This window comes from Janibacter sp. UYMM211 (assembly GCF_040547045.1).
In the GTDB taxonomy this organism is placed as follows: domain Bacteria; phylum Actinomycetota; class Actinomycetes; order Actinomycetales; family Dermatophilaceae; genus Marihabitans; species Marihabitans melonis.
Genome location: NZ_JBEPOY010000002.1, coordinates 706,067 through 728,180 on the forward strand (window position 1 = coordinate 706,067; position 22,114 = coordinate 728,180).

At 72.5% G+C, this 22,114-nt stretch carries 25 protein-coding genes; 12 read left to right on the plus strand and 13 right to left on the minus strand.

The window, feature by feature from the left end:
• Positions 1-25: 25 nt before the first annotated feature.
• Together ABIB53_RS08475 and ABIB53_RS08480 are read right to left on the minus strand one after the other, a co-directional pair.
• Positions 26-238, minus strand: coding sequence for a YbdD/YjiX family protein (locus tag ABIB53_RS08475; RefSeq protein WP_068273871.1), 213 nt, complete (start codon positions 236-238; stop codon positions 26-28).
• Complete coding sequence (locus ABIB53_RS08480) at positions 238-2,511, minus strand: carbon starvation CstA family protein (protein ID WP_354587851.1); 2,274 nt, start codon at positions 2,509-2,511, stop codon at positions 238-240. Before ABIB53_RS08480 ends, ABIB53_RS08475 begins: the two co-directional genes overlap by 1 nt.
• A 104-nt stretch (positions 2,512-2,615) precedes the next feature.
• On the opposite strand from ABIB53_RS08480, the gene lpdA reads away from it, so the two are divergent.
• Entirely contained in the window at positions 2,616-4,013 is a 1,398-nt protein-coding gene (gene lpdA, locus ABIB53_RS08485) for a dihydrolipoyl dehydrogenase (RefSeq protein WP_354587852.1), read from the plus strand.
• Between the two features lie 25 nt (positions 4,014-4,038).
• Complete coding sequence (locus ABIB53_RS08490) at positions 4,039-4,926, plus strand: hypothetical protein (protein ID WP_354587853.1); 888 nt, start codon at positions 4,039-4,041, stop codon at positions 4,924-4,926.
• Here ABIB53_RS08490 and ABIB53_RS08495 read toward each other — a convergent pair.
• Positions 4,923-5,621, minus strand: a complete 699-nt coding sequence (locus ABIB53_RS08495; protein ID WP_123090921.1) for a B3/B4 domain-containing protein — start codon at positions 5,619-5,621, stop codon at positions 4,923-4,925. The genes ABIB53_RS08490 and ABIB53_RS08495 overlap by 4 nt on opposite strands.
• Before the next feature lie 131 nt (positions 5,622-5,752).
• On the opposite strand from ABIB53_RS08495, the gene ABIB53_RS08500 reads away from it, so the two are divergent.
• Positions 5,753-6,064 (plus strand): DUF3072 domain-containing protein, encoded by a 312-nt coding sequence (locus tag ABIB53_RS08500; RefSeq protein WP_068273881.1) that lies wholly within the window; start codon positions 5,753-5,755, stop codon positions 6,062-6,064.
• A 24-nt stretch (positions 6,065-6,088) separates the two neighbouring features.
• Here ABIB53_RS08500 and ABIB53_RS08505 read toward each other — a convergent pair whose 3' ends face one another.
• A complete protein-coding gene (locus tag ABIB53_RS08505) occupies positions 6,089-6,448 on the minus strand; it encodes a hypothetical protein (RefSeq protein ID WP_354587854.1) in 360 nt (119 codons plus the stop codon).
• Between the two features lie 196 nt (positions 6,449-6,644).
• Here ABIB53_RS08505 and rpsO point away from each other — a divergent pair, with 196 nt between their 5' ends.
• On the plus strand, positions 6,645-6,914 hold the full coding sequence (rpsO, locus tag ABIB53_RS08510) for a 30S ribosomal protein S15 (protein ID WP_068273884.1): 270 nt from the start codon (positions 6,645-6,647) through the stop codon (positions 6,912-6,914).
• 174 nt (positions 6,915-7,088) lie between these two features.
• Positions 7,089-9,506: a polyribonucleotide nucleotidyltransferase gene (locus tag ABIB53_RS08515; protein ID WP_354587855.1), complete on the plus strand. Its 2,418-nt coding sequence runs from the start codon at positions 7,089-7,091 to the stop codon at positions 9,504-9,506.
• Between the two features lie 98 nt (positions 9,507-9,604).
• On the opposite strand, the gene ABIB53_RS08520 is transcribed toward ABIB53_RS08515, so the two are convergent.
• Positions 9,605-9,757 carry a hypothetical protein gene (locus ABIB53_RS08520; RefSeq protein WP_163562347.1) on the minus strand — a complete coding sequence of 51 codons (153 nt, stop codon included), beginning with the start codon at positions 9,755-9,757 and terminating at the stop codon, positions 9,605-9,607.
• A 148-nt stretch (positions 9,758-9,905) separates the two neighbouring features.
• On the opposite strand from ABIB53_RS08520, the gene dapB reads away from it, so the two are divergent.
• From dapB to ABIB53_RS08545, 5 genes are all read left to right on the plus strand, one after another.
• Positions 9,906-10,655 (plus strand): 4-hydroxy-tetrahydrodipicolinate reductase, encoded by a 750-nt coding sequence (dapB, locus tag ABIB53_RS08525; protein WP_191563258.1) that lies wholly within the window; start codon positions 9,906-9,908, stop codon positions 10,653-10,655.
• A gap of 254 nt (positions 10,656-10,909) precedes the next feature.
• Positions 10,910-11,449 (plus strand): alternate-type signal peptide domain-containing protein, encoded by a 540-nt coding sequence (locus tag ABIB53_RS08530; protein ID WP_191563257.1) that lies wholly within the window; start codon positions 10,910-10,912, stop codon positions 11,447-11,449.
• A 37-nt stretch (positions 11,450-11,486) separates the two neighbouring features.
• Entirely contained in the window at positions 11,487-12,131 is a 645-nt protein-coding gene (locus ABIB53_RS08535) for a hypothetical protein (RefSeq protein WP_354587856.1), read from the plus strand.
• Between the two features lie 17 nt (positions 12,132-12,148).
• A complete protein-coding gene (locus ABIB53_RS08540) occupies positions 12,149-13,192 on the plus strand; it encodes a hypothetical protein (RefSeq protein ID WP_354587857.1) in 1,044 nt (347 codons plus the stop codon).
• Entirely contained in the window at positions 13,189-13,806 is a 618-nt protein-coding gene (locus ABIB53_RS08545) for a signal peptidase I (RefSeq protein WP_123090914.1), read from the plus strand. The genes ABIB53_RS08540 and ABIB53_RS08545 overlap by 4 nt, the downstream gene beginning before the upstream one ends.
• Here ABIB53_RS08545 and ABIB53_RS08550 read toward each other — a convergent pair.
• From ABIB53_RS08550 to ABIB53_RS08585, 8 genes are read right to left on the minus strand one after another with little or no spacing between them, the layout of a single operon-like run.
• Positions 13,803-14,117 (minus strand): AzlD domain-containing protein, encoded by a 315-nt coding sequence (locus ABIB53_RS08550; protein ID WP_123090913.1) that lies wholly within the window; start codon positions 14,115-14,117, stop codon positions 13,803-13,805. The genes ABIB53_RS08545 and ABIB53_RS08550 overlap by 4 nt on opposite strands.
• Positions 14,114-14,839 (minus strand): AzlC family ABC transporter permease, encoded by a 726-nt coding sequence (locus ABIB53_RS08555; protein WP_354587858.1) that lies wholly within the window; start codon positions 14,837-14,839, stop codon positions 14,114-14,116. Before ABIB53_RS08555 ends, ABIB53_RS08550 begins: the two co-directional genes overlap by 4 nt.
• The gene (locus ABIB53_RS08560) at positions 14,836-15,390 is read right to left on the minus strand and encodes a GNAT family N-acetyltransferase (RefSeq protein ID WP_068273902.1); all 555 of its coding nucleotides are present in this window, start codon (positions 15,388-15,390) and stop codon (positions 14,836-14,838) included. The genes ABIB53_RS08555 and ABIB53_RS08560 overlap by 4 nt, the downstream gene beginning before the upstream one ends.
• Complete coding sequence (locus ABIB53_RS08565) at positions 15,390-16,115, minus strand: enoyl-CoA hydratase-related protein (RefSeq protein ID WP_068273904.1); 726 nt, start codon at positions 16,113-16,115, stop codon at positions 15,390-15,392. The genes ABIB53_RS08560 and ABIB53_RS08565 overlap by 1 nt, the downstream gene beginning before the upstream one ends.
• Before the next feature lie 21 nt (positions 16,116-16,136).
• A complete protein-coding gene (locus ABIB53_RS08570; RefSeq protein ID WP_354587859.1) occupies positions 16,137-16,877 on the minus strand; it encodes a hypothetical protein in 741 nt (246 codons plus the stop codon).
• Positions 16,874-17,512: a SatD family protein gene (locus ABIB53_RS08575; protein ID WP_068273908.1), complete on the minus strand. Its 639-nt coding sequence runs from the start codon at positions 17,510-17,512 to the stop codon at positions 16,874-16,876. The genes ABIB53_RS08570 and ABIB53_RS08575 overlap by 4 nt, the downstream gene beginning before the upstream one ends.
• Positions 17,513-17,548: 36 nt before the next feature.
• On the minus strand, positions 17,549-18,547 hold the full coding sequence (locus tag ABIB53_RS08580) for a dihydrofolate reductase (protein WP_354587860.1): 999 nt from the start codon (positions 18,545-18,547) through the stop codon (positions 17,549-17,551).
• Positions 18,544-19,353 carry a thymidylate synthase gene (locus tag ABIB53_RS08585; protein WP_354587861.1) on the minus strand — a complete coding sequence of 270 codons (810 nt, stop codon included), beginning with the start codon at positions 19,351-19,353 and terminating at the stop codon, positions 18,544-18,546. The genes ABIB53_RS08580 and ABIB53_RS08585 overlap by 4 nt, the downstream gene beginning before the upstream one ends.
• Before the next feature lie 42 nt (positions 19,354-19,395).
• Between ABIB53_RS08585 and dapA the strand changes: the two genes are divergently transcribed.
• Complete coding sequence (dapA, locus tag ABIB53_RS08590; protein WP_354587862.1) at positions 19,396-20,295, plus strand: 4-hydroxy-tetrahydrodipicolinate synthase; 900 nt, start codon at positions 19,396-19,398, stop codon at positions 20,293-20,295.
• Positions 20,292-21,980, plus strand: coding sequence for a ribonuclease J (locus ABIB53_RS08595; protein WP_354587863.1), 1,689 nt, complete (start codon positions 20,292-20,294; stop codon positions 21,978-21,980). Before dapA ends, ABIB53_RS08595 begins: the two co-directional genes overlap by 4 nt.
• The last annotated feature ends 134 nt before the right edge of the window (positions 21,981-22,114 follow it).

The window sequence follows — 22,114 nt, forward strand, 5'->3', positions numbered from 1 at the left end:
ACGAAGGGGAATCAGCGGTGCCCGCTCAGCAGCAGCGGGTGGAGGGGTTGCGCTCTTGCTCGTCGTACTTCTCACGCCAGAAGTCGCGCTTGCTCGGCACGGGGCGCTCGGGGTGCGTGCGTCGCAGGTGCTCGACGTAGCGCTCGTAGGCGCTGCCGCCGGTGACGCCGCCGACGAACCAGCCCACCCCGGACAGGACCGAGCGCAGCCGGCCCTGCTCCGCGGGGGCGGCGGCCATCAGTGGTGCCCCCGGCTGGCGGCGGGCGACGGGTCGAGCCCGGCCTCCTGCCACTGCTCGAGGACCCGCTTCTCCGCCGGCGTCGGGACGAAGCCGGCCGGGGCGAAGATCCGCGACGGGACGTCCTCGTCCTCGGTCGTCGGCAGCCCGCCGGCCCGCAGGGCCTTGACGACGACGACGGCCGCGGCGGCGACGACGATGATGACGAGCACGGCGAAGACGACCGAGAGGGTGCCCTGGACGAGGGAGTTGAAGATGATCTTGTCCATGTCGGCCGCGCTCTTGGCCGGGGCGAGGACCTCGCCCGCGTCACGCGCGGTGACGAAGGCGTCGCGCTGGGCGAAGTAGCCGATCTTCGGGTTGTCGCTGAAGATCTTCTGGTACGACGCCGACATCGTGACGACGAGGTCCCACACGAGCGGGATGCCCGGCACCCAGGCCCAGCGGACCTTGCCCTGCTTGACGAGCACCGCCGTGACGACGGTGAGCGCGATCGCGGCGAGCAGCTGGTTGGCGATGCCGAAGAGCGGGAAGAGCGTGTAGATCCCGCCGAGCGGGTCGAGGATGCCCATGACGAGGATCGAGCCCCAGCCCGCGACGACGATGAGGGAGCAGATCCACGCCCCGACGCGCCAGCTCGGGTCCTTGAAGCGGGACATGCCGGGGACGTTGCCGATGGAGTCGGAGAACATGAAGCGCGCGACGCGGGTGCCGGCGTCGACGGTCGTGAGGATGAAGAGCGCCTCGAACATCACCGCGAAGTGGTACCAGAAGGACTTCATCGACTCGCCTCCGAAGGCCGACATCACCTCGGACATGCCGAAGGCGAGGGTCGGCGCACCGCCGGTGCGCGAGATGATCGTCTCCTCGCCCACCCCCTCGGCCGCGCTCTGCAGCACGCTCGGGTCGATCGGCGGGATGGGGGTGCCGCCGGGGCTGAGCAGGCCGAGGCCGTTGACGTAGTCCGCGGCCGAGCCGGGCTCGCCGCCGGTGAGGGCGACCGGGGCGTTCATCGCGAAGTAGATGTGCTGGTCGATGCTCACCGCGGCGACGAGCGCCATGATCGCGACGAAGGACTCGGTGAGCATGCCCCCGTAGCCGATGAGACGGGCCTGGCTCTCCTTCTCGATGAGCTTGGGCGTCGTGCCCGAGGAGACGAGGGCGTGGAAGCCCGAGAGCGCGCCGCACGCGATGGTGATGAAGAGGAAGGGGAAGAGCGAGCCGGCGAAGGCGGGACCGGTGCCCGTGCTCGCGAACTCGGTGACCGCCGGCATCTGCGCGACCGGCCGGGCGATGAGGATGCCGACGGCGAGCAGGACGATCGTCCCGATCTTCATGAAGGTCGACAGGTAGTCGCGCGGGGCGAGGAGCAGCCAGACCGGGAGGACCGAGGCGGCGAAGCCGTACGCGATGAGCAGCCAGGCGAGGGTGATCGGCTCGAGGGTGAAGGTGTCCGACAGCGTCGGGTGCTCGGCGACCCAGCCGCCGGCGACGATGGCGAGGACGAGGAGCACGACGCCGATGACGGAGACCTCGTTGACCGCGCCGGGGCGCAGGTAGCGCAGGTAGACGCCCATGAAGAGGGCGATGGGGATCGTCATCGCGATGGAGAAGACGCCCCACGGGCTGCCGGCGAGGGCGCCGATGACGACGATGCCGAGCACCGCGATGAGGATGAGCATGATCGACAGCACGCCGAGGATCGCGGCGACGCCGCCGACGACGCCGAGCTCGTCGCGCGCCATCTGGCCCAGGCTGCGCCCACGGCGCCGGATCGACAGGTGCAGGACCATGTAGTCCTGGACGGCGCCGGCGAAGACGACGCCGATGATGATCCACAGGGTGCCGGGCAGGTAGCCCATCTGGGCGGCGAGGACCGGGCCGACGAGCGGACCGGCGCCGGCGACCGCGGCGAAGTGGTGCCCGTAGAGCACCCGCCGGTCGGTCGGCATGAAGTCCTTGCCGTTCTCGAGCTCCTCGGCCGGGGTGGCGCGGGTGTCGCGCGGCTGGAGCACCTTGTACTCGATGAGCCGGGCGTAGAAGCGGAAGGCGATGAGGTAGGTCGCGACGGCCGCGACGACGAACCACACGGTGTTGACCTGCTCGCCGCGCACGATCGCGAGCATGACCCACCCGATCGCGCCGAGCACGGCGATGACGCCGAAGACCGCCTTCTCGCGGGTCGTCACGTGGTGGCGCTGCTCCACCGCGACCGGTGGCCGGTCTGGGTCGGTCCGCAGCTCGCGGACCTCGGGGTCGAGCGACGTGCTCATGGGTGCCTCCCGGCGGACGTGCCACCGACCCGTCGCCGATGACGCACGCACGCTAGTGCGAGAGGGCGTGATCCGCACCACGGCGCGCCAGATAGTCTTCGATCATGTCTGACTTCGATGTGGTCGTGCTCGGTGCTGGTCCTGGTGGTTACGTCGCGGCGATCCGCGCCTCGCAGCTGGGGAAGAAGGTCGCCGTCGTCGAGAAGAAGTACTGGGGCGGTGTCTGCCTCAACGTCGGGTGCATCCCCTCCAAGGCGCTCATCAAGAACGCCGAGCTGGCGCACACCCTCGCCCACGACAAGGCGAAGTTCGGCATCGAGGGCGACGCCACGATGTCCTTCGGCCCGACCCACAAGCGCTCGCGCCAGGTGAGCGACGGGATCGTCAAGGGCGTCCACTTCCTCATGAAGAAGAACAAGATCGAGGAGATCGACGGCTGGGGCACCCTGACCTCGCCCACCTCGATGGACGTCGCGCTCGAGGGCGGCGACACCCGCAGCATCACCTTCGACAACCTCATCATCGCCGCCGGCGCCGTCACCCGGATGCTGCCCGGCGTCGAGGTGAGCGAGAACGTCGTCACCTACGAGGAGCAGATCCTCGACCCCGAGCTGCCCGGCTCGATCATCATCGCCGGCTCGGGCGCCATCGGCGTCGAGTTCGCCTACGTCATGAAGAACTTCGGCGTCGACGTGACGATCGTCGAGTTCCTCGACCGCATGGTCCCGACCGAGGACGAGGAGGTCTCCAAGGAGCTCTTCAAGCACTACAAGAAGCTCGGCGTCAAGGTCATGCTCGGCACGAAGGTCGAGTCCGTCGAGGACACCGGCTCCGGCGTCAAGGTCACCGTCACCCCGGCGAAGGGGGGCGACCAGCAGGTCCTCGAGGCCGACCGCCTCATGTCGGCCATCGGCTTCGCCCCGCGCACCGAGGGCTACGGCCTCGAGGCGATCGGGGTCGAGCTCACCGACCGGGGCGCCGTCGCCATCGACGCCTACATGCGCACCAACGTCGACGGCGTCTACGCCATCGGCGACTGCACCGCCAAGCTCATGCTCGCCCACGTCGCCGAGGCCCAGGGCGTCGTCGCGGCCGAGACCATCGCCGGTGCCGAGACGATGCCGGTCGAGTACGACTTCATCCCGCGCGCGACGTACTGCCACCCGCAGATCGGCTCCTTCGGCTACTCCGAGGCGCAGGCCAAGGAGAAGGGCTTCGAGACGAAGTCGGCGAAGTTCCCCTTCAGCGCCAACGGCAAGGCCATGGGCCTGGGCGACGCGGTCGGCTTCGTCAAGGTCGTCGCCGACGCGAAGACCAACGAGATCCTCGGCGCGCACATGATCGGCCCGGACGTCACCGAGCTGCTCCCGGTGCTCACGCTCGCCCAGAAGTGGGACCTGCGTGCCGACGAGGTCGCCCGCAACGTCTTCGCCCACCCGACCCTGTCCGAGGCGGTCAAGGAGTCCGTCGAGGGCATCGTCGGCCACATGATCAACCTCTGACCTGACCGTGCGAAGGGGGAGCCCCGTGCGTCGTGCCCTGCCCGTCGCCCTCGCGGCGGCGCTCCTCGCGGGCGCCCTCGGCGCCCCGGCCGCCCGGGCGGGGGAGATCTCGACCTCGCGCGCCGACGGTGCCGCGGCCCTGGCCGCGGCACCGCGCACGGCGCTGCTCGCGTCGTCGCGCGGCCACTCCGGCACGTGCACGACGAGCCGGGGGGTGAGCGTCGTCGTCGACTTCCGCGAGCTCGGCGGGTCGACCCTGCGTCGGTGCGCCCTGCCCGACCCGGGGCAGACGGCCTTCCGCGGGACCGGTCTGGACGCGCTGCGCGCGGCCGGCCTCGACGTCACCGGCGTCGACACCTACGGCCTGGCGGTCGTGTGCCGTCTCGCCGGGAAGCCGTCGGCGAGCACGACCCTCACCGTGGCCGGGAGGGACTACCGCGAGTCCTGCCGCACGACCCCGCCGACCGGCGCGCACTGGAGCTACTGGCACACCTCGAGCGCGAAGGGGGCGTGGCAGCTGAGCCGGTACGGCGCGGCGGGCCGGCAGGTTGTCAACGGCGGCTGGGAGGGCTGGTCCTTCTCGCTGGGGCGCACGAGCGACCCGGCACCCCGCCTGGCGCCGGCCCCGGCGGCGACGACGGCGTGGCGCCCGTACTCGGCGCCGCTGCCGCGCATCTCCGGCACCTCCGCCGTGGGGTCGAGCCTGAGGGTCACCGTCGGCACGTGGTCGCCGACGCCGTCGACGCGCACCATCCGCTGGTACCGCGACGGCACCGCGATCAGCGGGGCGACGGCCTCGACCTACCGCCTCACCTCGGCCGACCGCGGCCGCCAGGTGAGCGTCAAGGTCACCGGGTCCGGGTCGGGCCGGGCGAGCACCTGGGCGACCTCGGCCGCCCGCTCGGTCTCCTAGCCGGCCGCGCCGAGCAGCCGGCGCTGGGACCGCGCCCGGGGTCCGAGGTGGGCGACGAGCTCGTCGGCGGCTGCGGTGAGCGCGTCGTCGCTCATCGGGGCCAGGGCGTCGAGGACGAAGAGCGCCCGGGTCGTGCCGGCACCCAGCCGGGTGCGCCGGCCCTGGCGCCAGCTCCAGCGTCGGCAGGTGACGCCGACGTCGTCGCGCCAGACGACCTCGCCGGGGGAGGGGTGCTCGAGGACCTCCTCACCACCGGCGGTCGTGTCGAAGAGCTCGTCGCCGCTCGCCCGGACGAGCCGGGGCGCGCCGGCGTACCGGTCGAGGTCCTCGCCGCCGAGCGGCACCTGGTGGATGACGCTCAGCGCGTTGTAGACGTCCGTGGCCCGGTTGACCCGTGGCAGGCCCGCGGCGGCCCGCCGGGTGAGCGCCTCGAGGCTGCTGCGTGTGCGCTGCGGCTTGGCGCCGAAGGCGCGGTAGGCGTCACGCCACGCGGCGACGTGGGGGAGCTCCTCGACGGGCGCGCCCGCCGTGAGCGCGATCGCCGTCGACTCCGCCCGGAGCAGCAGGGCCTCGCTCGCGTCGTCACCGGGACCGGGGGAGATGTCCTCGACGACGAGGAGCAGGGCGCGGTAGTCGGGGCGCAGGGCGAGGACGTCGTCGGCGACCTCCGCGTCGCGCAGGACCTCGGGGAGCATGCTCTCTTCTTCCTCGCTCGGGTGCGGGTGCTTCGTAGTGCACCACGGTCGCGGGGCGCGGTGCCGCCGACCCTGGACGAAGGGGGGTCGTCCCACCGGTCGTCGTCGGTGCCCGCGTCTACGGTCGGCACATGAGCGAGCCCACCCAGCACGACCAGCAGACCGGGGCCCCCGTGCCCACCGACGACAGCACGACCTCCACCGCCGGGGCCGGCGGCGAGACCATCGGCGCCACCCCCGACGCGACGACGGGCAGCGACGGGTCCCTCGAGCGCGACCCCGAGCAGTGGGTCACCGGTGACGAGCCGATGACTGCCGCCCAGCGCAGCTACCTCGACACCCTGGCGAAGGAGGCGGGCGAGGAGCTCCCGGCCGATCTCACCAAGGCGCAGGCCTCGGAGCACATCGACCGCCTTCAGCAGGGCAGCAAGCGCGTCGGCTGACGCCGCCGCGGGACGGCGCCCGGCCTAGCCGGAGTGCCGGAAGGACGTGAGGAAGTCCGGCGGGCCGCCGTGGGTCGACCAGACCTGCGGCGGCACCAGCCGTAGCGGTGCGAGCAGCGCCTCGAGCTCGTCGATGGCCGCGCGCACGGGCTCGGTGAGCAGGTCGGCGCCGAAGGCCGCGTCGCCGAAGGTGTCGAAGCGCCGGTCGAAGCGGGCGTCGCCCGTCTCGAACCGGCCCTCGGGGACGCCGTGGTAGTGCCTGCCGCGCACGACGCTGAGCCGGGGGTAGCGGCGGCGGGTCGCGACGGCGACGACGTTGTACGTCTCGGAGTCGCCGCCGCCGTCTCCCCGGCCCGACTCGAGCTGCGACCAGCGCAACGACATGAAACGCACGCCCCCGTGGACACCGCGACGACGCTCTCGTTCATCGCGCCACCGTATCCGGCCGCGATTAGGGCCGCCGTGCACGCCGCTGGTAATCTCGGTGCTGCCGTGAGATCGGCCGCGGATCCAGAGAGCCTCGGTGAACATGCCCGGGCGCGCCGCGCAACGACCCAGAGAAGGAGCAGTGAGACCCAGCATGCCGCTGACCACTGACGTCAAGAAGCAGATCATCGCCGAGTACGGCACGGGCGAGGGCGACACGGGCTCCCCGGAGGTCCAGATCGCGATGCTCACGCAGCGCATCAAGGACCTGACCGAGCACTCCCGCGAGCACAAGCACGACCACCACAGCCGCCGCGGGCTGCTGCTCCTCGTCGGTCAGCGCCGCCGTCTGCTGCGCTACCTCGAGAGCACCGACATCGAGCGCTACCGCTCGCTGATCAAGCGCCTCGGCCTTCGCCGATAAGACCTACGCGACAAGCGGTTCCCGCCACGGGGGCCGCTTGTTTCGCGTATGGGGGCGCCGCCTGACCAGGCGCGTCCCCGGGGCACCGCCCCGGCACCCGTGACGGGTGCACCGCTAGACGCCAGGGCGCAACGACGACGTCCCTCGGCGAGCGCAGAGAGTAAGGAGGGCCCGATGGAGGGTCCAGAGATCACCACCGCCGAAGCCGTCATCGACAACGGCTCGTTCGGCACCCGCACCATCCGCTTCGAGACCGGCCGACTGGCCAAGCAGGCCGGCGGCTCAGTCGCTGCCTACCTCGACGGCGAGACCATGCTCCTGTCGACCACGACGGCCGGCAAGAAGCCCAAGGACCAGTTCGACTTCTTCCCGCTGACCGTGGACGTCGAGGAGCGGATGTACGCCGCCGGACGCATCCCCGGCAGCTTCTTCCGTCGCGAGGGCCGCCCCGGCACCGACGCGATCCTCACCTGCCGTCTCATCGACCGCCCGCTGCGCCCGTCCTTCGTCAAGGGCCTGCGCAACGAGGTCCAGGTCGTCATCACCGTGCTGTCGATCCACCCGGACCACCAGTACGACGTGCTCGCGATCAACGCGGCCTCGCTGTCCACGCAGATCTCGGGTCTGCCCTTCTCCGGCCCGATCGGCGGCGTGCGCGTCTCGCTCATCGACGGCCAGTGGGTCGCCTTCCCGAACTTCAGCGACATCGAGCGCTCGACCTTCGACATGGTCGTCGCCGGCCGCGTCGTCGGTGACGACGTCGCGATCATGATGGTCGAGGCCGAGTCCACCGAGTCCACGTGGGACCTCGTGAAGAACCAGGGCAAGACCGCTCCCACCGAGGAGGTCGTCGCCGAGGGTCTCGAGGCCGCGAAGGGCTTCATCCGCACCCTGTGCGACGCGCAGGCCGAGATCGCCACCAAGGCCGCCAAGCCGGTCCAGGAGTTCCCGGTCTTCCTCGACTACGAGGACGACGCGTACGCCGCGGTCCAGCAGGCCGTCTCCGAGCAGGCTGCCCAGGCGCTCACCATCGCCGACAAGCAGGAGCGCGAGGACCGCCTCGACGAGATCAAGGCGAGCATGACCTCCGAGCTCGCCGGCTCCGCCGACGCGCCCGCCGCCTTCGCTGGCCGTGAGAAGGAGCTCTCCGCTGCCTTCCGCTCCGTGCAGAAGCAGCTCGTGCGCGAGCGCATCCTGCGCGACAAGGTCCGCATCGACGGTCGTGGGCTCGCGGACATCCGCGCGCTGTCGGCCGAGGTCGAGGTCCTGCCGCGCGTGCACGGCTCGGCGATCTTCGAGCGTGGCGAGACCCAGATCATGGGTGTCACGACGCTCAACATGCTCAAGATGGAGCAGCAGATCGACTCGCTGAGCCCGGTGAGCAAGAAGCGCTACATGCACAACTACAACTTCCCGCCCTTCTCCACCGGTGAGACCGGTCGCGTCGGCTCGCCGAAGCGTCGTGAGATCGGGCACGGGGCCCTGGCCGAGCGCGCGCTCATGCCGGTGCTGCCGAGCCGCGAGGAGTTCCCCTACGCGATCCGTCAGGTGTCCGAGGCCCTCGGCTCCAACGGCTCGACGTCGATGGGCTCCGTGTGCGCCTCGACCCTGTCGCTGCTCAACGCCGGTGTGCCGCTGCGTGCACCGGTCGCCGGCATCGCGATGGGCCTGGTCACCGACGAGGTCGACGGGCAGACGCAGTACGCGGCGCTCACCGACATCCTCGGCGCCGAGGACGCCTTCGGCGACATGGACTTCAAGGTCGCCGGCACCCGTGAGTTCGTCACGGCCATCCAGCTCGACACCAAGCTCGACGGCATCCCCGCCTCGGTGCTCGGCGGCGCGCTGACCCAGGCCCGCGACGCTCGCCTGCACATCCTCGACGTCATGAACGAGGCGATCGACGCCCCGGACGAGATGGCTCCCACCGCCCCGCGGATCATCACCGTCCAGGTCCCCGTCGACAAGATCGGCGAGGTCATCGGGCCCAAGGGCAAGATGATCAACCAGATCCAGGACGACACCGGCGCCGACATCTCCATCGAGGACGACGGCACCGTCTTCATCGGTGCGGCCGACGGCGCCTCCGCGGACGCGGCGCGCAACGCCGTCAACGCGATCGCCAACCCGCAGATGCCGGAGATCGGTGAGCGCTTCCTCGGGACCGTCGTGAAGACGACGACCTTCGGCGCGTTCATCTCGCTCCTGCCGGGCAAGGACGGTCTGCTGCACATCTCCGAGGTGCGCAAGCTCGTCGGTGGCAAGCGGATCGACGCGGTCGAGGACGTCCTCGGCGTCGGCACCAAGGTCCAGGTCGAGCTCAAGGAGATCGACCCCCGCGGCAAGCTGAGCCTGGCCGCCGTCCTCTCGGACGAGCAGCAGGCCGAGCTCGAGTCCGGCGCGGGCGACCGCGGCGACCGCGGCGGCGACCGTGGCGACCGTGGTGGCCGTCCCGAGCGCGAGGAGCGCTCCGGCGACGACGACGCGCGCGAGGGTGGCCGCCGCCGCCGTCGTGGCGGTCGCGGCCGTGGCGCAGACTCCGAGGAGACGGGTGCCGAGGCCCCCGCGTCCTCCGAGGACGCCGCCGGCTGATCTAGCCGCCCATGACGAAGGCCCCGTCCCCCTCGTGGGGGGCGGGGCCTTCGTCGTCCTGGTCTGCCTCCGCCGCGGCGGATGGTCCAGGCGGTCGTTCAGGCGGCGTGGCGTGCGCGGCGCGGGGCCGGCTCGACCCAGCGCATCTCCATGCGCGTGCGGCCGTCCTCGCCGCGGACGGGCACCCAGGTGCAGGTGAGGCGGCGCTCGGCGGGAGCCGGCGCGGTCGTCGTCAGATGAGTCACGGTCATGTCGTACACCCCTTGTTCACTCTGTGTTCATCTACGACTGTAGCACCAAGGTGAACGGCAGGTGAACGACACGCGGCCAGCAGATGCGTACGGTGCCGCGCCGGGACGCGCCCGGGCGGCACCGCTGCTCGGTCGTAAGGTGCTGCGCATGAGCGAGAGCATCGTGCGGGTGTCGGTCGTCGGGGCGTCGGGACGGATGGGGTCGGCGGCCTGCCGCGCCGTCGAGGGGGCCGAGGGCATGGAGCTCGTCGGCCGCTTCGACGCCGGCGACGACCTCGGCGATCTCGCGGGCGCCGACGTCGTCGTGGAGTTCTCCGTGCCCGAGGCGAGCCCGGCGAACGTCGTCCACTGCGTCGAGCGGGGGATCCATGTCGTCGTCGGGACGACGGGGTGGACGCCGGAGCGCCTGGCGAGCCTCGAGGAGCAGGTGTCGCTCCATGACGGTGTCGGCGTGCTCATCGCGCCGAACTTCGCCATCGGCGCGATCCTCATGATGTCCTTCGCGCGCCAGGCCGCTCGCTTCTACGAGTCCGTCGAGGTCGTCGAGCTGCACCACCCCGACAAGGTCGACGCGCCGAGCGGCACGGCCGCGCGGACGGCTGAGATCATCGGCGCGGCCCGCGACGAGGCCGGGCTGCCGGCCTCGCCGGACGCGACGACGCAGGACCCCGACGGGGCGCGCGGCGCGCAGGTCCACGGCGTCTCGGTGCACTCCGTGCGGTTGCGCGGAATGGTGGCCCACCAGGAGGTCCTCTTCGGCGGCGAGGGCGAGACCCTGACGATCCGGCACGACTCCTTCGACCGCACCTCCTTCATGCCCGGGGTGCTCGAAGGGGTCCGAGGCGTCGCCTCGCACCCCGGCGTGACCGTGGGTCTGGAGAAGTATCTGCAGATGTGAGGCCCTCCCGCCGGACAGGTCGTCGTGGACGGCCTGCTGGGCCGTCATGCCTGCGGTGTGACCCGGGTCATGCTGCGACTTTCAACTAGTTCTGCCGAAAGTCAGCAAATGGTAAAGACTCTCCAGTAACGTCGGTGGTGGGAGAGGGCGTCCAGGGGGACTGCCCGGGGTCGACGCCGACCTGTCTGCTCCCACCCACCCCAGCGCGGGCTGATCCCCGCGCGGAGCCGATTGGATCTCGCATGCCCATCTCCATGTCCCGGACCACCACCTCGCTCGTCGCCGTCGGTGCCGGTGTCATCCTCCTGTCCGCCGCGGGCGGCAGCTTCGCCCAGTGGAGCGAGGGGAAGGACGTCGCCCCGGGGAGCATCACCGCCGGTCACCTGGACATGCAGGTCGACGGCGGCGGCTGGTTCGACACCAAGGGGACCTCGGACACGGGCGACGACACGTCGATCACGCCCTCCGCCTTCAAGATGGTCCCCGGCGACGAGGTCGAGTACCGGGCGAAGGTCCGGCCGAACCTCGTCGGCAACACCCTCAAGGCCCAGCTCACAGCGAACCTCCCGGGCGTGAGCAACACCCTCAAGGATCACGTCGTCATCGCGACGAAGGTCGACGGCGCCGACAGCGTGACGGTCACCTCCCAGGACACTGCGAGCGGCAAGGCGTACGACGCCCGGGTCACCGTCACGATGCCCTTCGACGACGTGAAGACCAACGGCACCGCTGGTGAGGACAAGACGCTCGACCTCAACACCCTGCGCATCTCGCTCGTCCAGCAGCAGCGCTGACCTGGGGGGAGCGGTGAGGACGACGAGGGGGGCAGGCATGAGGGGGGACGCGGCGCCATGGCGCGCGCTGCTCGCGCTCGGCCTGGGTCTCGTCGTCCTCACCGGGGCCGGAGGGACCGGTGCGAGCTGGGCCGAGCACGACGCCCGGAAGCCCGGCACCATCACCTCGGGAGGGGTGAGCCTGACGACGGGCACGCTGCGCACCGAGCTGCACTCGCAGCAGCCCGCGGGGTCGAGGACGTACGCGTCGAGCACGACGTGCACCCCCGACCCCGGCTACGTCGAGTGCCGGGTCATCAGCGCGACGCTCGCCTCCGAGGCGCTCGTCCCCGGTGACCGGGTCGTCATCACTCAGCCGGTGACGCTCGCCGCGAGCGGCACGACGCTGCGGGGCACCCTCGCCGTGTCGAGCACCGCGCTCACGTCGGCGGCCCGCTCGGCCTTCAGCGGCAGCGCGACGACCACGACGACGATCACGGCGCCGGGGGGCGCGGTGACGTCGGGCAGCTCGGTGAGCATCCCCGTCTCGGTGCCGACCGGCGCGGGGGTGGGGACCTCGACGGTCCGCATCTCGATCAGCACGCCCGTGACGGCGAGCGCCGGCGGCTGGGGGAGCGCCCTGCAGGACCAGTCGCTCTTCGGCGGCACCTTCACCTACACCTTCGCCCAGACGCGGGCATGAGCCGAGAGGCACGACGGATGAGAGCGACGCGGCTGTGGCCCGTGGCGGCTGTGGCGCTCGCCGGCGTGCTCCTCGTGAGTGCGCCGAGCGGCCAGACCGAGGCGCAGTGGCGCGAGAGCGCGACGACCACGATCAGCGGCCCGAGCTCGGACGTCTTCGAGATGACCGCGACCGCGTCGGGGCCCCAGGTCGACCTGACGAACCTCTCGAGGCGCCAGAGCGCCGACCTCGACGTGCGCAGCACGAGGGTCACCCGGGTCGACGCCGGGGACACCAACGACCTCCTCGCGCGGGCCGCGCTCGTCTACACCTCCGGCCAGGGCGCCTGCGGCGGCACGACCCAGAGCACCTACTGGGCGGCCCGCTCGGCCGGCCAGATCACCGCAGGCACGACGTACACCCGCCCCCAGGGAGCCGTGGCCGGCGCGACCCTCGCACCGGGCGCTGGCCGGGTGCTGTGCCCGACCCTGTCCCTGCCCTACCCCGCGACGGCCGCAGGTGAGCGCGACGCCTATCTCGCGCACGCCGGACGCTCCGTCGACATCACGACCGTCGTGCGGCAGACGAGCAAGCCGCCGGCCACGTGGACCTCGACCCAGCGCACGACGACGACCCGCTTCTCGATCGGCACCCCCGCGCCGACCTCGCCGGCGGGCGCCAGCCCCTGCCGCAGCGAGGTCTCCGGCGGGCAGGGGTCGGGCTCGGTCGGCCGGCTCGCGTTCGGCTGGCCCCTCGCCTCGACGACCGCGACCACCCCCACCCCCGCGATGGCTGGCGGGTGGGAGGTCCTCGTCCGACCGGTCTCGGGCAGCTGGCGGAGCCTTGGCTCGCTCGACGCCTCCGCCCGCCTCTCCGGCCCGCTCGTGGGCAGCGAGCTCGGACCGGTCGGGGCGACCCGAGAGCTCGTCCTGCGCGGGTACCCCTTCGCCGGCGACCGCACCCGCTACGTCGAGTCCGACTGGCTCGTGCGGGCCACCAACGACTCCGCCGGCCGCAACGACCGCTTCGTGTGCACCGGCGTCATCCCCAACCCCGACCAGGGACAGGTGAACCTGCCATGACCGCCACCCTCCACCCGCCCGCCGACGCGCCGGCCGAGGTCGTCGAGGACGAGCCCACGACCGCTGCGCGTCCTGCGTCGCGCGCGCTGAGGCTCGTGCTCCTCGCCCTGCTCACGCTGCTAGGCGCGGTCCTCGTCCTCGTCGTCGCGGTGCCGCGCGTGCTCGGCCTCGTGCCCCTGACGATCCTCTCGGGCTCGATGGAGCCGACCCTGCCGGTCGGCAGCCAGGTCTTCGTCGACCCTGTCGAGAGCGCGGAGCAGGCCCGTGAGGAGGTCACCGTCGGCTCGATCATCACGGTCATGCCGCGCCCGGACGACCCCACCCTCGTCACCCACCGCGTCGTCGCGGTGGAGCAGGACGTCTCGGGCCGTCCGGTCTGGACGACGAAGGGGGACGCCAACGGCGGCGTCGACGACTGGGAGGTCACCCCGACCCAGCTGCGCGGGGTCGTGCGCTACCACGTGCCGTGGGTGGGCTACGTCGCCTCGAGCATGAGCCAGACCGACAAGGACACCGTCGTGCGCTGGAGCGCGGGCGCGCTCTTCGTGTACGCGGCCTACCAGCTGCTCGCCGCCTGGCGCGGGCGTCACCGCGGCGGCCGGCACGCGGCCTAGGCAGCCCAGCCGAGGGCGCGCAGCCCGGCGGCCGTCGCGGCCGCGGCGAGGACGACGAGCAAGAAGTTGACCCGCAGCGCGAAGAGCGCGACGGCGACGACGACCGCGGGCAGGCGGGCGTCGAGGGTCAGGGTGTCGGCGCCGCCGGCCGTCTGGACGACGAGCAGGCCCGCGAGCAGGGCTACCGGCAGGAGCGTGATGACGCGCGAGCGACGCGGCCCCTCGACGAGGGACGGCGGGGCGAGGTACCCCGCGAGCTTGAGCGCGTAGCCGAGGACGGCGGCGAGCAGGACGGTGGCCCAGGCGCTCACGGCGTCGGGTCCTCTCCGTCGAGGTGCCCGGGCTCGGGCTCCGTGCGTCCTGCACCGGTGAGCCCGACGACGAGCGCGGCGAGGGCCGCGAGGAGCACGGGGACGCCGGCCGGCACCGACGCGTAGGAGACGAGCGCGACGAGCGCGGCCACCGCGGCGGTGACGACGGTCGGGGCCGAGCGCAGCCGCGGCCAGATGAGCCCGACGAAGGCTGCCGCCGCCGCCGCGTCCAGCCCCCACGTGCGCGGGTCGCCGAGCGCGTTCCCGAGCGCCGAGCCGGCCAGCGTCGCGAGGTTCCAGAAGGCGAGGACGGCCAGGCCGGTCCACCAGAAGCCGACCCGACGAGAGCGCGTCGTCGGCTGCGCGAGACCCACGGCGGTCGACTCGTCGATCGTCACGTGCGCGGCGGCGAGCCGGCGCCACCCCCGCACGTCGAGCACCCGCGAGGTCTCCAGCGCGTACAGCCCGTTGCGGATGCCGAGCATCGTCGAGGTCGCGACGGCGGTCGCCGGGCTGCCGCCGGCCCCCATCACCGAGACGACGGCGAACTGCGAGCCGCCGGTGAAGAGCAGGAGCGAGAGGGCCTGGGTCTGCAGCACGTCGAAGCCGGCGGCGACCGCGAGCGCGCCGAAGCTCACGCCGTACGCACCCGTCGCCACGCCGACGGACAGGGCCTGACGCCGTGCCGTCCCGACGGCGGCGTCCTCGACGGCCGCGCTCACGGCTCGGGGTCGGCGAGCGAGGCGACGAGGCGCACCTCGCGGGCGGTCGCCCCGTCGGGGGAGACCACGCGGTCGCGGAAGGCGCCGTCGGGCGCGAGACCGGCGCCGACGAGGAAGGCGCGAGTCTGCTCGTGGGGGACGAGCACCCACGTGGCGAGGGTGTCCGCGCCCGCGCCCTTGAGCGTGTCGACGACGGCGTTGAGCAGGCGCGAGCCGTGCCCGGTGCGCCGGGCCTGGGGGTGCACGCCGATCGCCGTGAGCTCGCCGGTCGCCTGACCGGTGTCGGGGTCCTGGCTCGGGCCGAGGGCGGCGAAGCCGACGACCTGGCCGCCGGCCGTCGCGACGAGGAGGCGGTGCACCCCTTCGGGCGGCGTCGCGAGGGCCTGGCGCCACGCGGCGGCGAAGGCCTGCGGCTCGAACTGCGCGTGGACCTCCGGGGGGACGACGCCGTCGTAGGCCTCCTGCCACACGAGGGCCTGCACGACGCCGAGGGCGGGCAGGTCGTTGGGCCCGGCGGTGCGGACGCCGGCGTCGGGGGTGGGGGTGCTCATCAGCGTCCTTCGAAGGTGGGGGGTCGTCGGTCGGCGAAGGCGGCGCGGCCCTCCTGGAGGTCCGCGCTCGCCCAGGCGGTGGCGAAGGCGTCGCGGTAGCGCGCGAGGTCGTCGGGGGTGCGGGCGTCGAGCCCGGTCTTCGAGCCGGCCTGGGTCAGCGGGGCCAGCCGGGCGGCGGAGGTCGCGAGCTCGAGGGCGTCGTCGAGGTCACCGCGACGCTGGACGAAGCCGAGGCGCCAGGCGTCGTCGGCGTCGAGGACGGCGGCGGTGAGGACCATGTGGCGCGCCGCTCCCTCGCCCCAGCAGCGAGCCACCCGCTCGAGGGTCCAGTGGTCGACCATGAGCCCGAGCCGGGCGACGGGCACGGCGTACCGGGCGTCGTCGGTGGCGACGCGCACGTCGCACGCGACGGCGAGCTGCATGCCGAGCCCCATGCACGACCCGGAGATCGCGGCCACGGTCGTCACCGGGAGCGAGGCGAGGTGCCCGAGCACCTCGGCGAGGCGCTCGGTGAAGGCGACGTCCTCGAGCTCGGTGAGATCGGCGCCGGCGCAGAAGTGCCCCTGCGCCCCGGTGAGGACGAGGGCGCGGGCACCGCCCTGCTCGGCGGCCCGGACGGCCGCGTCGAGCGCGTCGAGGTGCTCGTGGTCGATCGCGTTGCGCCGCTCCGGGCGCTCGACCGTCACGACGTGGACGTCGCCGTGGACGTGGCTGCGGATGGGCACGGGGCCAGGATAGGCGGCCACTCAGGAGGCGAGGGCGAGGGCTCCCAGCGCGACGAGCCAGCTGACGAAGGAGCCGACGAGGAAGTACTCGGTGACCTTGTCGATGTCGTGCCGGCCCCCGTCGTCGGCGTGCGAGCGCAGCTCCGGCCAGCGGATGAGGCCCTTCGCCGCGATGACGAGGCCGGCGGCGGTGACCTCGCCGGCGAGCCCGAGACCGAGGACGAAGAGCCGCTCGAGCGGGCCGAGGAGACGCCCGCCGCGCAGCTCTTCCTGGCCGCGGTCGTGCCCGGGGCGCATCGCGCCGGTGCTCGTGAGGACGAGTCGGACGACGAGGTTGCCCGTGCTCAGCTGGACGAGGACGAGACCGGCCACGAGCAGGGCGTGCGCGGGGTCGCCGGCCCACGGCAGCTCGGCCCAGGCGAGCCAGCGGGCGAAGGGGTCCCCGACCTCCGGCGCCGCCCCGGCCCACAGCAGCGGCACGAGACCGCTGACGAGCAGGACGGCGAGGGGCAGGAGGTAGGCGCGCCCGGTGCGCAGGGTGCGCTCGGTCGTGAGGACCCAGGCGAGCAGCCCGAGGGCCGCGGCGACGGCGAGCCACCGGCCCGCGGCCGTGCCGAGCGTGCCGGCCAGCGCCGAGGTCGCGACGACGAGCACGACGCCGGCGGCAGCGGCGACGACCGGGCGCCGTGGCCGGACGGGCAGCGCGCTGCGCAGCAGGTCGGTGACGCCGACGGCGACGAGCAGCACGGCGAGCACGCTCATGACGCCTCCACGCCGGCGAGCTGCTCGGCCGCCAGCCGCACGACCCCGATGCCCGCGCTGCGCACCCGCTGCGAGACCGCGGAGGCGCTGATGCCCTCGGCCTGCGCCACCGCGGCCTGCGACTGCCCGGCGACGAGGGCGGCGAGGATGCGCAGGGAGCGCTCGTCCATGACGCCGACGAGGTGGTCGCGGCACTGCAGGGCGGCGTTGACGGCCGCGACCTCCGGTCCCTCGTCCGCGCTGCGGTAGGCGGTGCGCAGGTGCTCGGTGGTCGCCCGCGACTGGGTCTGCTTCACCCAGTCGATCGCCTCGCGGGCCGCCCACCAGCCGGGTCCGTCCTGGGTCGTCTCGTCGAGCCGGGCGACCGGCCCGTGACCGAGGCCGATCCTCACGTCGACGTCGGGCGAGAGCCGCAGCCGCAGCCGCCACGCGGCGTCGAGGGCCGCCCCGGGGGTGGCGTAGCTGCCCTGGAACTCGTCGCCGACGGTGACCAGCGGGGCGTCGACGGCGCCCGGCGCGATCTCCCGCAGCGCCCGCGCGAGCCGGTCGTGCAGACCGGCGCGGTCACGCGCACGGCGCGAGCCGACGACGTCGCCGATGAGGGTGGCGACAGCCCGGTCCTTCATCTGAGCCATATGAAGAACATACCTTCATATCTTCGTGATGAAGCCTCAGACTTCACCACGATCGCGTCGCTCGTAGCGCACGAAGGTCATGCCCTCGCGCGGCACGCGCCGGACCTCGACCCAGACGTCGAGGTCTATCGGGGGGAAGAAGACCTCGGCCTGCGGGGAGGCCTCGACGTGCGTGATCTCGAGCGCGCTCGCCACCTCGATCGTCTGGGCGTAGATCTCGCCGCCCCCGACGACGAAGACCTCGCGGTCGCCAGCGACGAGGAGGGCCTCCGGCAGCGAGTGGGCGACCTCGGCGCCGGGCGCCGACCACGTGAGGTCGGAGGTGACGACGACGGTGCGCCGACCGGGCAGGGCCCGCCCGATGGAGTCCCACGTGCGGCGGCCCATGACCATGACGCCGCCCGTCGTCACCTCCTTGAAGTGCCGCAGGTCCTCCGGGAGGTGCCACGGCATCCCCCCTTCGACGCCGATGGCGCGGTTGGCGCCGACGGCGGCCACGAGGGTGAGGTGCTGCTCGAAGCCCAGCTCGAGCACCGCCGGCACCGCCGGCCCGCCGCTCGTCGCGGCCGAGAGCGCGAGCAGGACGAGCCGCTCGTGCGGGACGACCCGCTCCGGCAGCTCGGCGAGGGGGTACCACCGCAGGTCGGCGGCCTTGTCCGGCTCGGCGAGCCGTGGCTCGCCCGAGACCTCGGTGACGTGGAAGAAGAAGTCGGCCCGCTGCTCGATCGTCCCGAAGAGGCAGCCGCGGTGCACCGTCGTCAGGGGCGTGGCCCGCACGACGTCGACGCCGAGCTCCTCGCGGACCTCGCGGCGCAGCGCCGCGCTCGCCGACCCGGCGTCCTCGACGTGCCCGGCCGCCCCGCAGGCCCACCACCCGTCCATGAAGGGGGTGCCGCTGCGCAGCTGGAGGAGCACCTCGAGCCCGGCGGCCCCGGCGGCCGGTCGTGTGATCACCGCGTACGACGCGGCACGAAGGGGGATGCGTCCCCGCAGCTCGGGGTGGACCGGTCGGGGCTCGCGGTCGGTGCCGCTCATACGGCGATCGGCGCCTTGATGCTCGGGTGCGCCTCGTAGCCGACGAGCTCGAAGTCCTCGAGCTCGTACGCGTCGACGCTGCCGCGCGGGGTGATCCGCATCGTCGGCAGCGCGTGCGGCTCGCGCCCCAGCTGCTCGTCGGCCTGCTCGAGGTGGTTGAGGTAGAGGTGGGCGTCGCCGAGCGTGTGCACGAGGTCGCCGAGCTCGAGGTCGCACTGCTGGGCGACGATCATCGTCAGCAGCGCGTAGCTGGCGATGTTGAAGGGGACGCCGAGGAAGACGTCGCCGCTGCGCTGGTAGAGCTGGCAGGACAGCCGGCCGCGGCCCCCGTCGACCCCGGGCGCGACGTAGAACTGGAAGAGGGTGTGGCACGGCGGGAGCGCCATGTCGTCGACCTCGGCGACGTTCCACGCCGAGACGACGTGCCGGCGGCTGTCGGGATTCGTCCGGATCGACTCGATGACCTTCGCGATCTGGTCGACGGTGCCGCCGTCGGGGGTGGGCCACGAGCGCCACTGGTGCCCGTAGACCGGGCCGAGCTCGCCGTCCTCGTCGGCCCACTCGTCCCAGATCGTGATGCCTCGCTCCTGCAGCCAGCGCACGTTGGTCTCGCCGCGCAGGAACCACAGCAGCTCGCCGATGATCGAGCGCAGGTGCAGCTTCTTCGTCGTGAGGACGGGGAAGCCCTGCGAGAGGTCGAAGCGCATCTGGTAGCCGAAGACCGAGCGTGTGCCCGTCCCGGTGCGGTCGGACTTCTCGACCCCGTCGTCGCGCACGTGCTGGAGCAGGTCGAGGTACTGGCGCATGGGCAGCAAATCTACCGGCGCCCGCCGCGATACCCTCGAGGTATGCCTGACACCACCCCCTTCGGCCACGTCCTCACAGCGATGGTGACGCCGATGACGCCAGATGGCGCGGTCGACGAAGGGGGAGTGCGGGCGGTCGCCCGCCACCTCGCCGACACCGGTCATGACGGCGTCGTCGTCAACGGCACGACCGGTGAGTCGGCCACCCTCACCTCCGACGAGAGCATCGAGGTCGTGCGGATGGTCGTCGACGAGGTCGGCGACCGGCTCGCCGTCGTCGCGGGCGTCGGCTCGAACTCCACCGCGCACAGCATCGAGATGGCGGCCCGCGCCGCCGAGGCCGGGGCCGACTCGCTCCTGCTCGTCTCGCCGTACTACAACAAGCCGACCCAGCCGGGTCTGATCGCGCACTGCACGGCGGTGGCGGACTCGACCGAGCTGCCGATCATGCTCTACGACATCCCCGGCCGCACCGCCGTCCCCTTCGCCACCGAGACCCTCGTCGAGCTCGCGGGCCACGACCGGATCGTCGCGGTCAAGGACGCGAAGGGGGACCTCGCCGCCTCGATCCGCGTCATGGCCGCCACCGACTACCTCTGGTACTCGGGCGAGGACGCGCTCAACCTGCCGCTGCTCGCGCTCGGCGCCGTCGGTGTCGTCTCCGTCACCGGCCACGTCACCGGCCGTGAGAACGCCGCGCTCGTCGAGGCCGTCGCCGCCGGCGACCTCGTGCGCGCCCGCGAGATCCAGGACCGGGTCATCCCGGTCATCGACGCGATCATGACGACCTCGCAGGGGGCGATCATGGCCAAGGCCGCGCTCGTCGAGCTCGGCGTCATCGAGCACGCGACCGTCCGTCTGCCGCTCCTCGAGAGCCCGCCCGCTCACCTCGACATCCTGCGAGCCGGTCTCGCCGCCACGCACGCAGAGAAGGTCGCATGAGCCACCCGCACCCGGACCTCGACTTCCCCGCCCCGCTCGCGAAGGGTGCCGTGCGGGTCGTCCCGCTCGGCGGCCTCGGCGAGATCGGGCGCAACATGACCGTCGTCGAGCACGACGGCCAGCTGCTCATCATCGACTGCGGAGTCCTCTTCCCCGACGACCACCAGCCCGGTGTCGACCTCATCCTCCCGGACTTCGAGTACATCGAGGACCGGCTCGACGACATCCAGGCGGTGATCCTCACCCACGGGCACGAGGACCACATCGGCGCGGTGCCCTACCTGCTGCGCCTCAAGCCCGACCTGCCGCTCATCGGCTCCCAGCTGACCCTCGCGCTCGTCGAGGCCAAGCTCAAGGAGCACCGGATCAAGCCCTACACCCTCGGCGTCGCCGAGGGCATGCGCGAGGTCTTCGGGCACTTCGACTGCGAGTTCATCGCCGTCAACCACTCGATCCCCGACGCGCTCGCCGTCTTCGTGCGCACGCCCGGCGGCACCCTCCTGCACACGGGCGACTTCAAGATGGACCAGCTGCCGCTCGACGGCCGGATCACCGACCTGCGCGCCTTCGCCCGCGCCGGCGAGGAGGGGGTCGACCTCTTCCTCACCGACAGCACGAACGCGACGGTCCCGGGCTTCACCGCGCCCGAGCGCGACATCTCGGCGGCGATCGACAAGGTCTTCCGCGGGGCCGAGCGGCGGATCATCGCCGCGTGCTTCTCCTCGCACATGCACCGCGTCCAGCAGGTGCTCGACGCCGCGGAGCGCAACGGGCGCAAGGTCGCCTTCGTCGGTCGCTCGATGATCCGCAACATGGGGATCGCGGCCGACCTCGGTCATCTCCACGTGCCCGACCGGGTGCTCGTCGACGTCAAGAAGCTCGGCGACCTGCCCGACGACCAGGTCGTCCTCATCTGCACCGGCAGCCAGGGCGAGCCGATGGCGGCCCTCAACCGCATGGCCAACCGCGACCACCGCATCGACGTCGGCGTCGACGACACGATCATGCTGCTCTCCTCGCCGATCCCCGGCAACGAGGGCTCGGTGTGGCGGGTCATCAACGGCCTCATGCGCCTGGGCGCTCACGTCGTGCACAGCGGCGGCACCGACCGGGTGCACGTCTCCGGTCACGCGAGCGCGGGCGAGCTTCTCTACTGCTACAACATCGTCAAGCCCAAGAACGTCCTGCCGGTGCACGGCGAGTGGCGCCACCTCGTGGCCAACCGCGACCTCGCGATCGCGACCGGGGTCCACCCCGACCACATCCCGCTCGCCGAGGACGGCGTCGTCGTCGACCTCGTCGACGGCCGGGCGCGGGTCGTCGGCGCGGTGCCCTGCGGCTACGTCTACGTCGACGGCAGCAGCGTGGGCGAGGCCGACGAGGACCTGCTCAAGGACCGCCGCATCCTGCGCGACGAGGGCTTCATCTCGGTCATGGTCGTCATCAACTCCTCCAGCGGCGCGATCCTCGCCGGTCCGGAGATCACCGCCCGCGGCTTCGCCGAGGACGACGAGATCTTCGAGCAGGTGCGTCCGAAGATCGTCTCGGCGATCCAGGACGCGACGGCGAAGGGGGTCACCGACCCCCACCAGCTGCAGCAGGTCATCCGCCGCGCCGTCGGCGGCTGGGTCGGCGGCAAGATCCGCCGCCGCCCGATGATCATCCCGACGGTCGTCGAGGCCTGAGGCGCACCCCTTCGCCCCGGCACCCCCGAGCTAGCACACCCCCCGAGCTACCACACCCCCCGAGCTACCACGCAGTACTGGTCGTCATCACGACCAGTACTGCGTCGTAGCCGGGTCGGTAGCCGGAGGCGGGC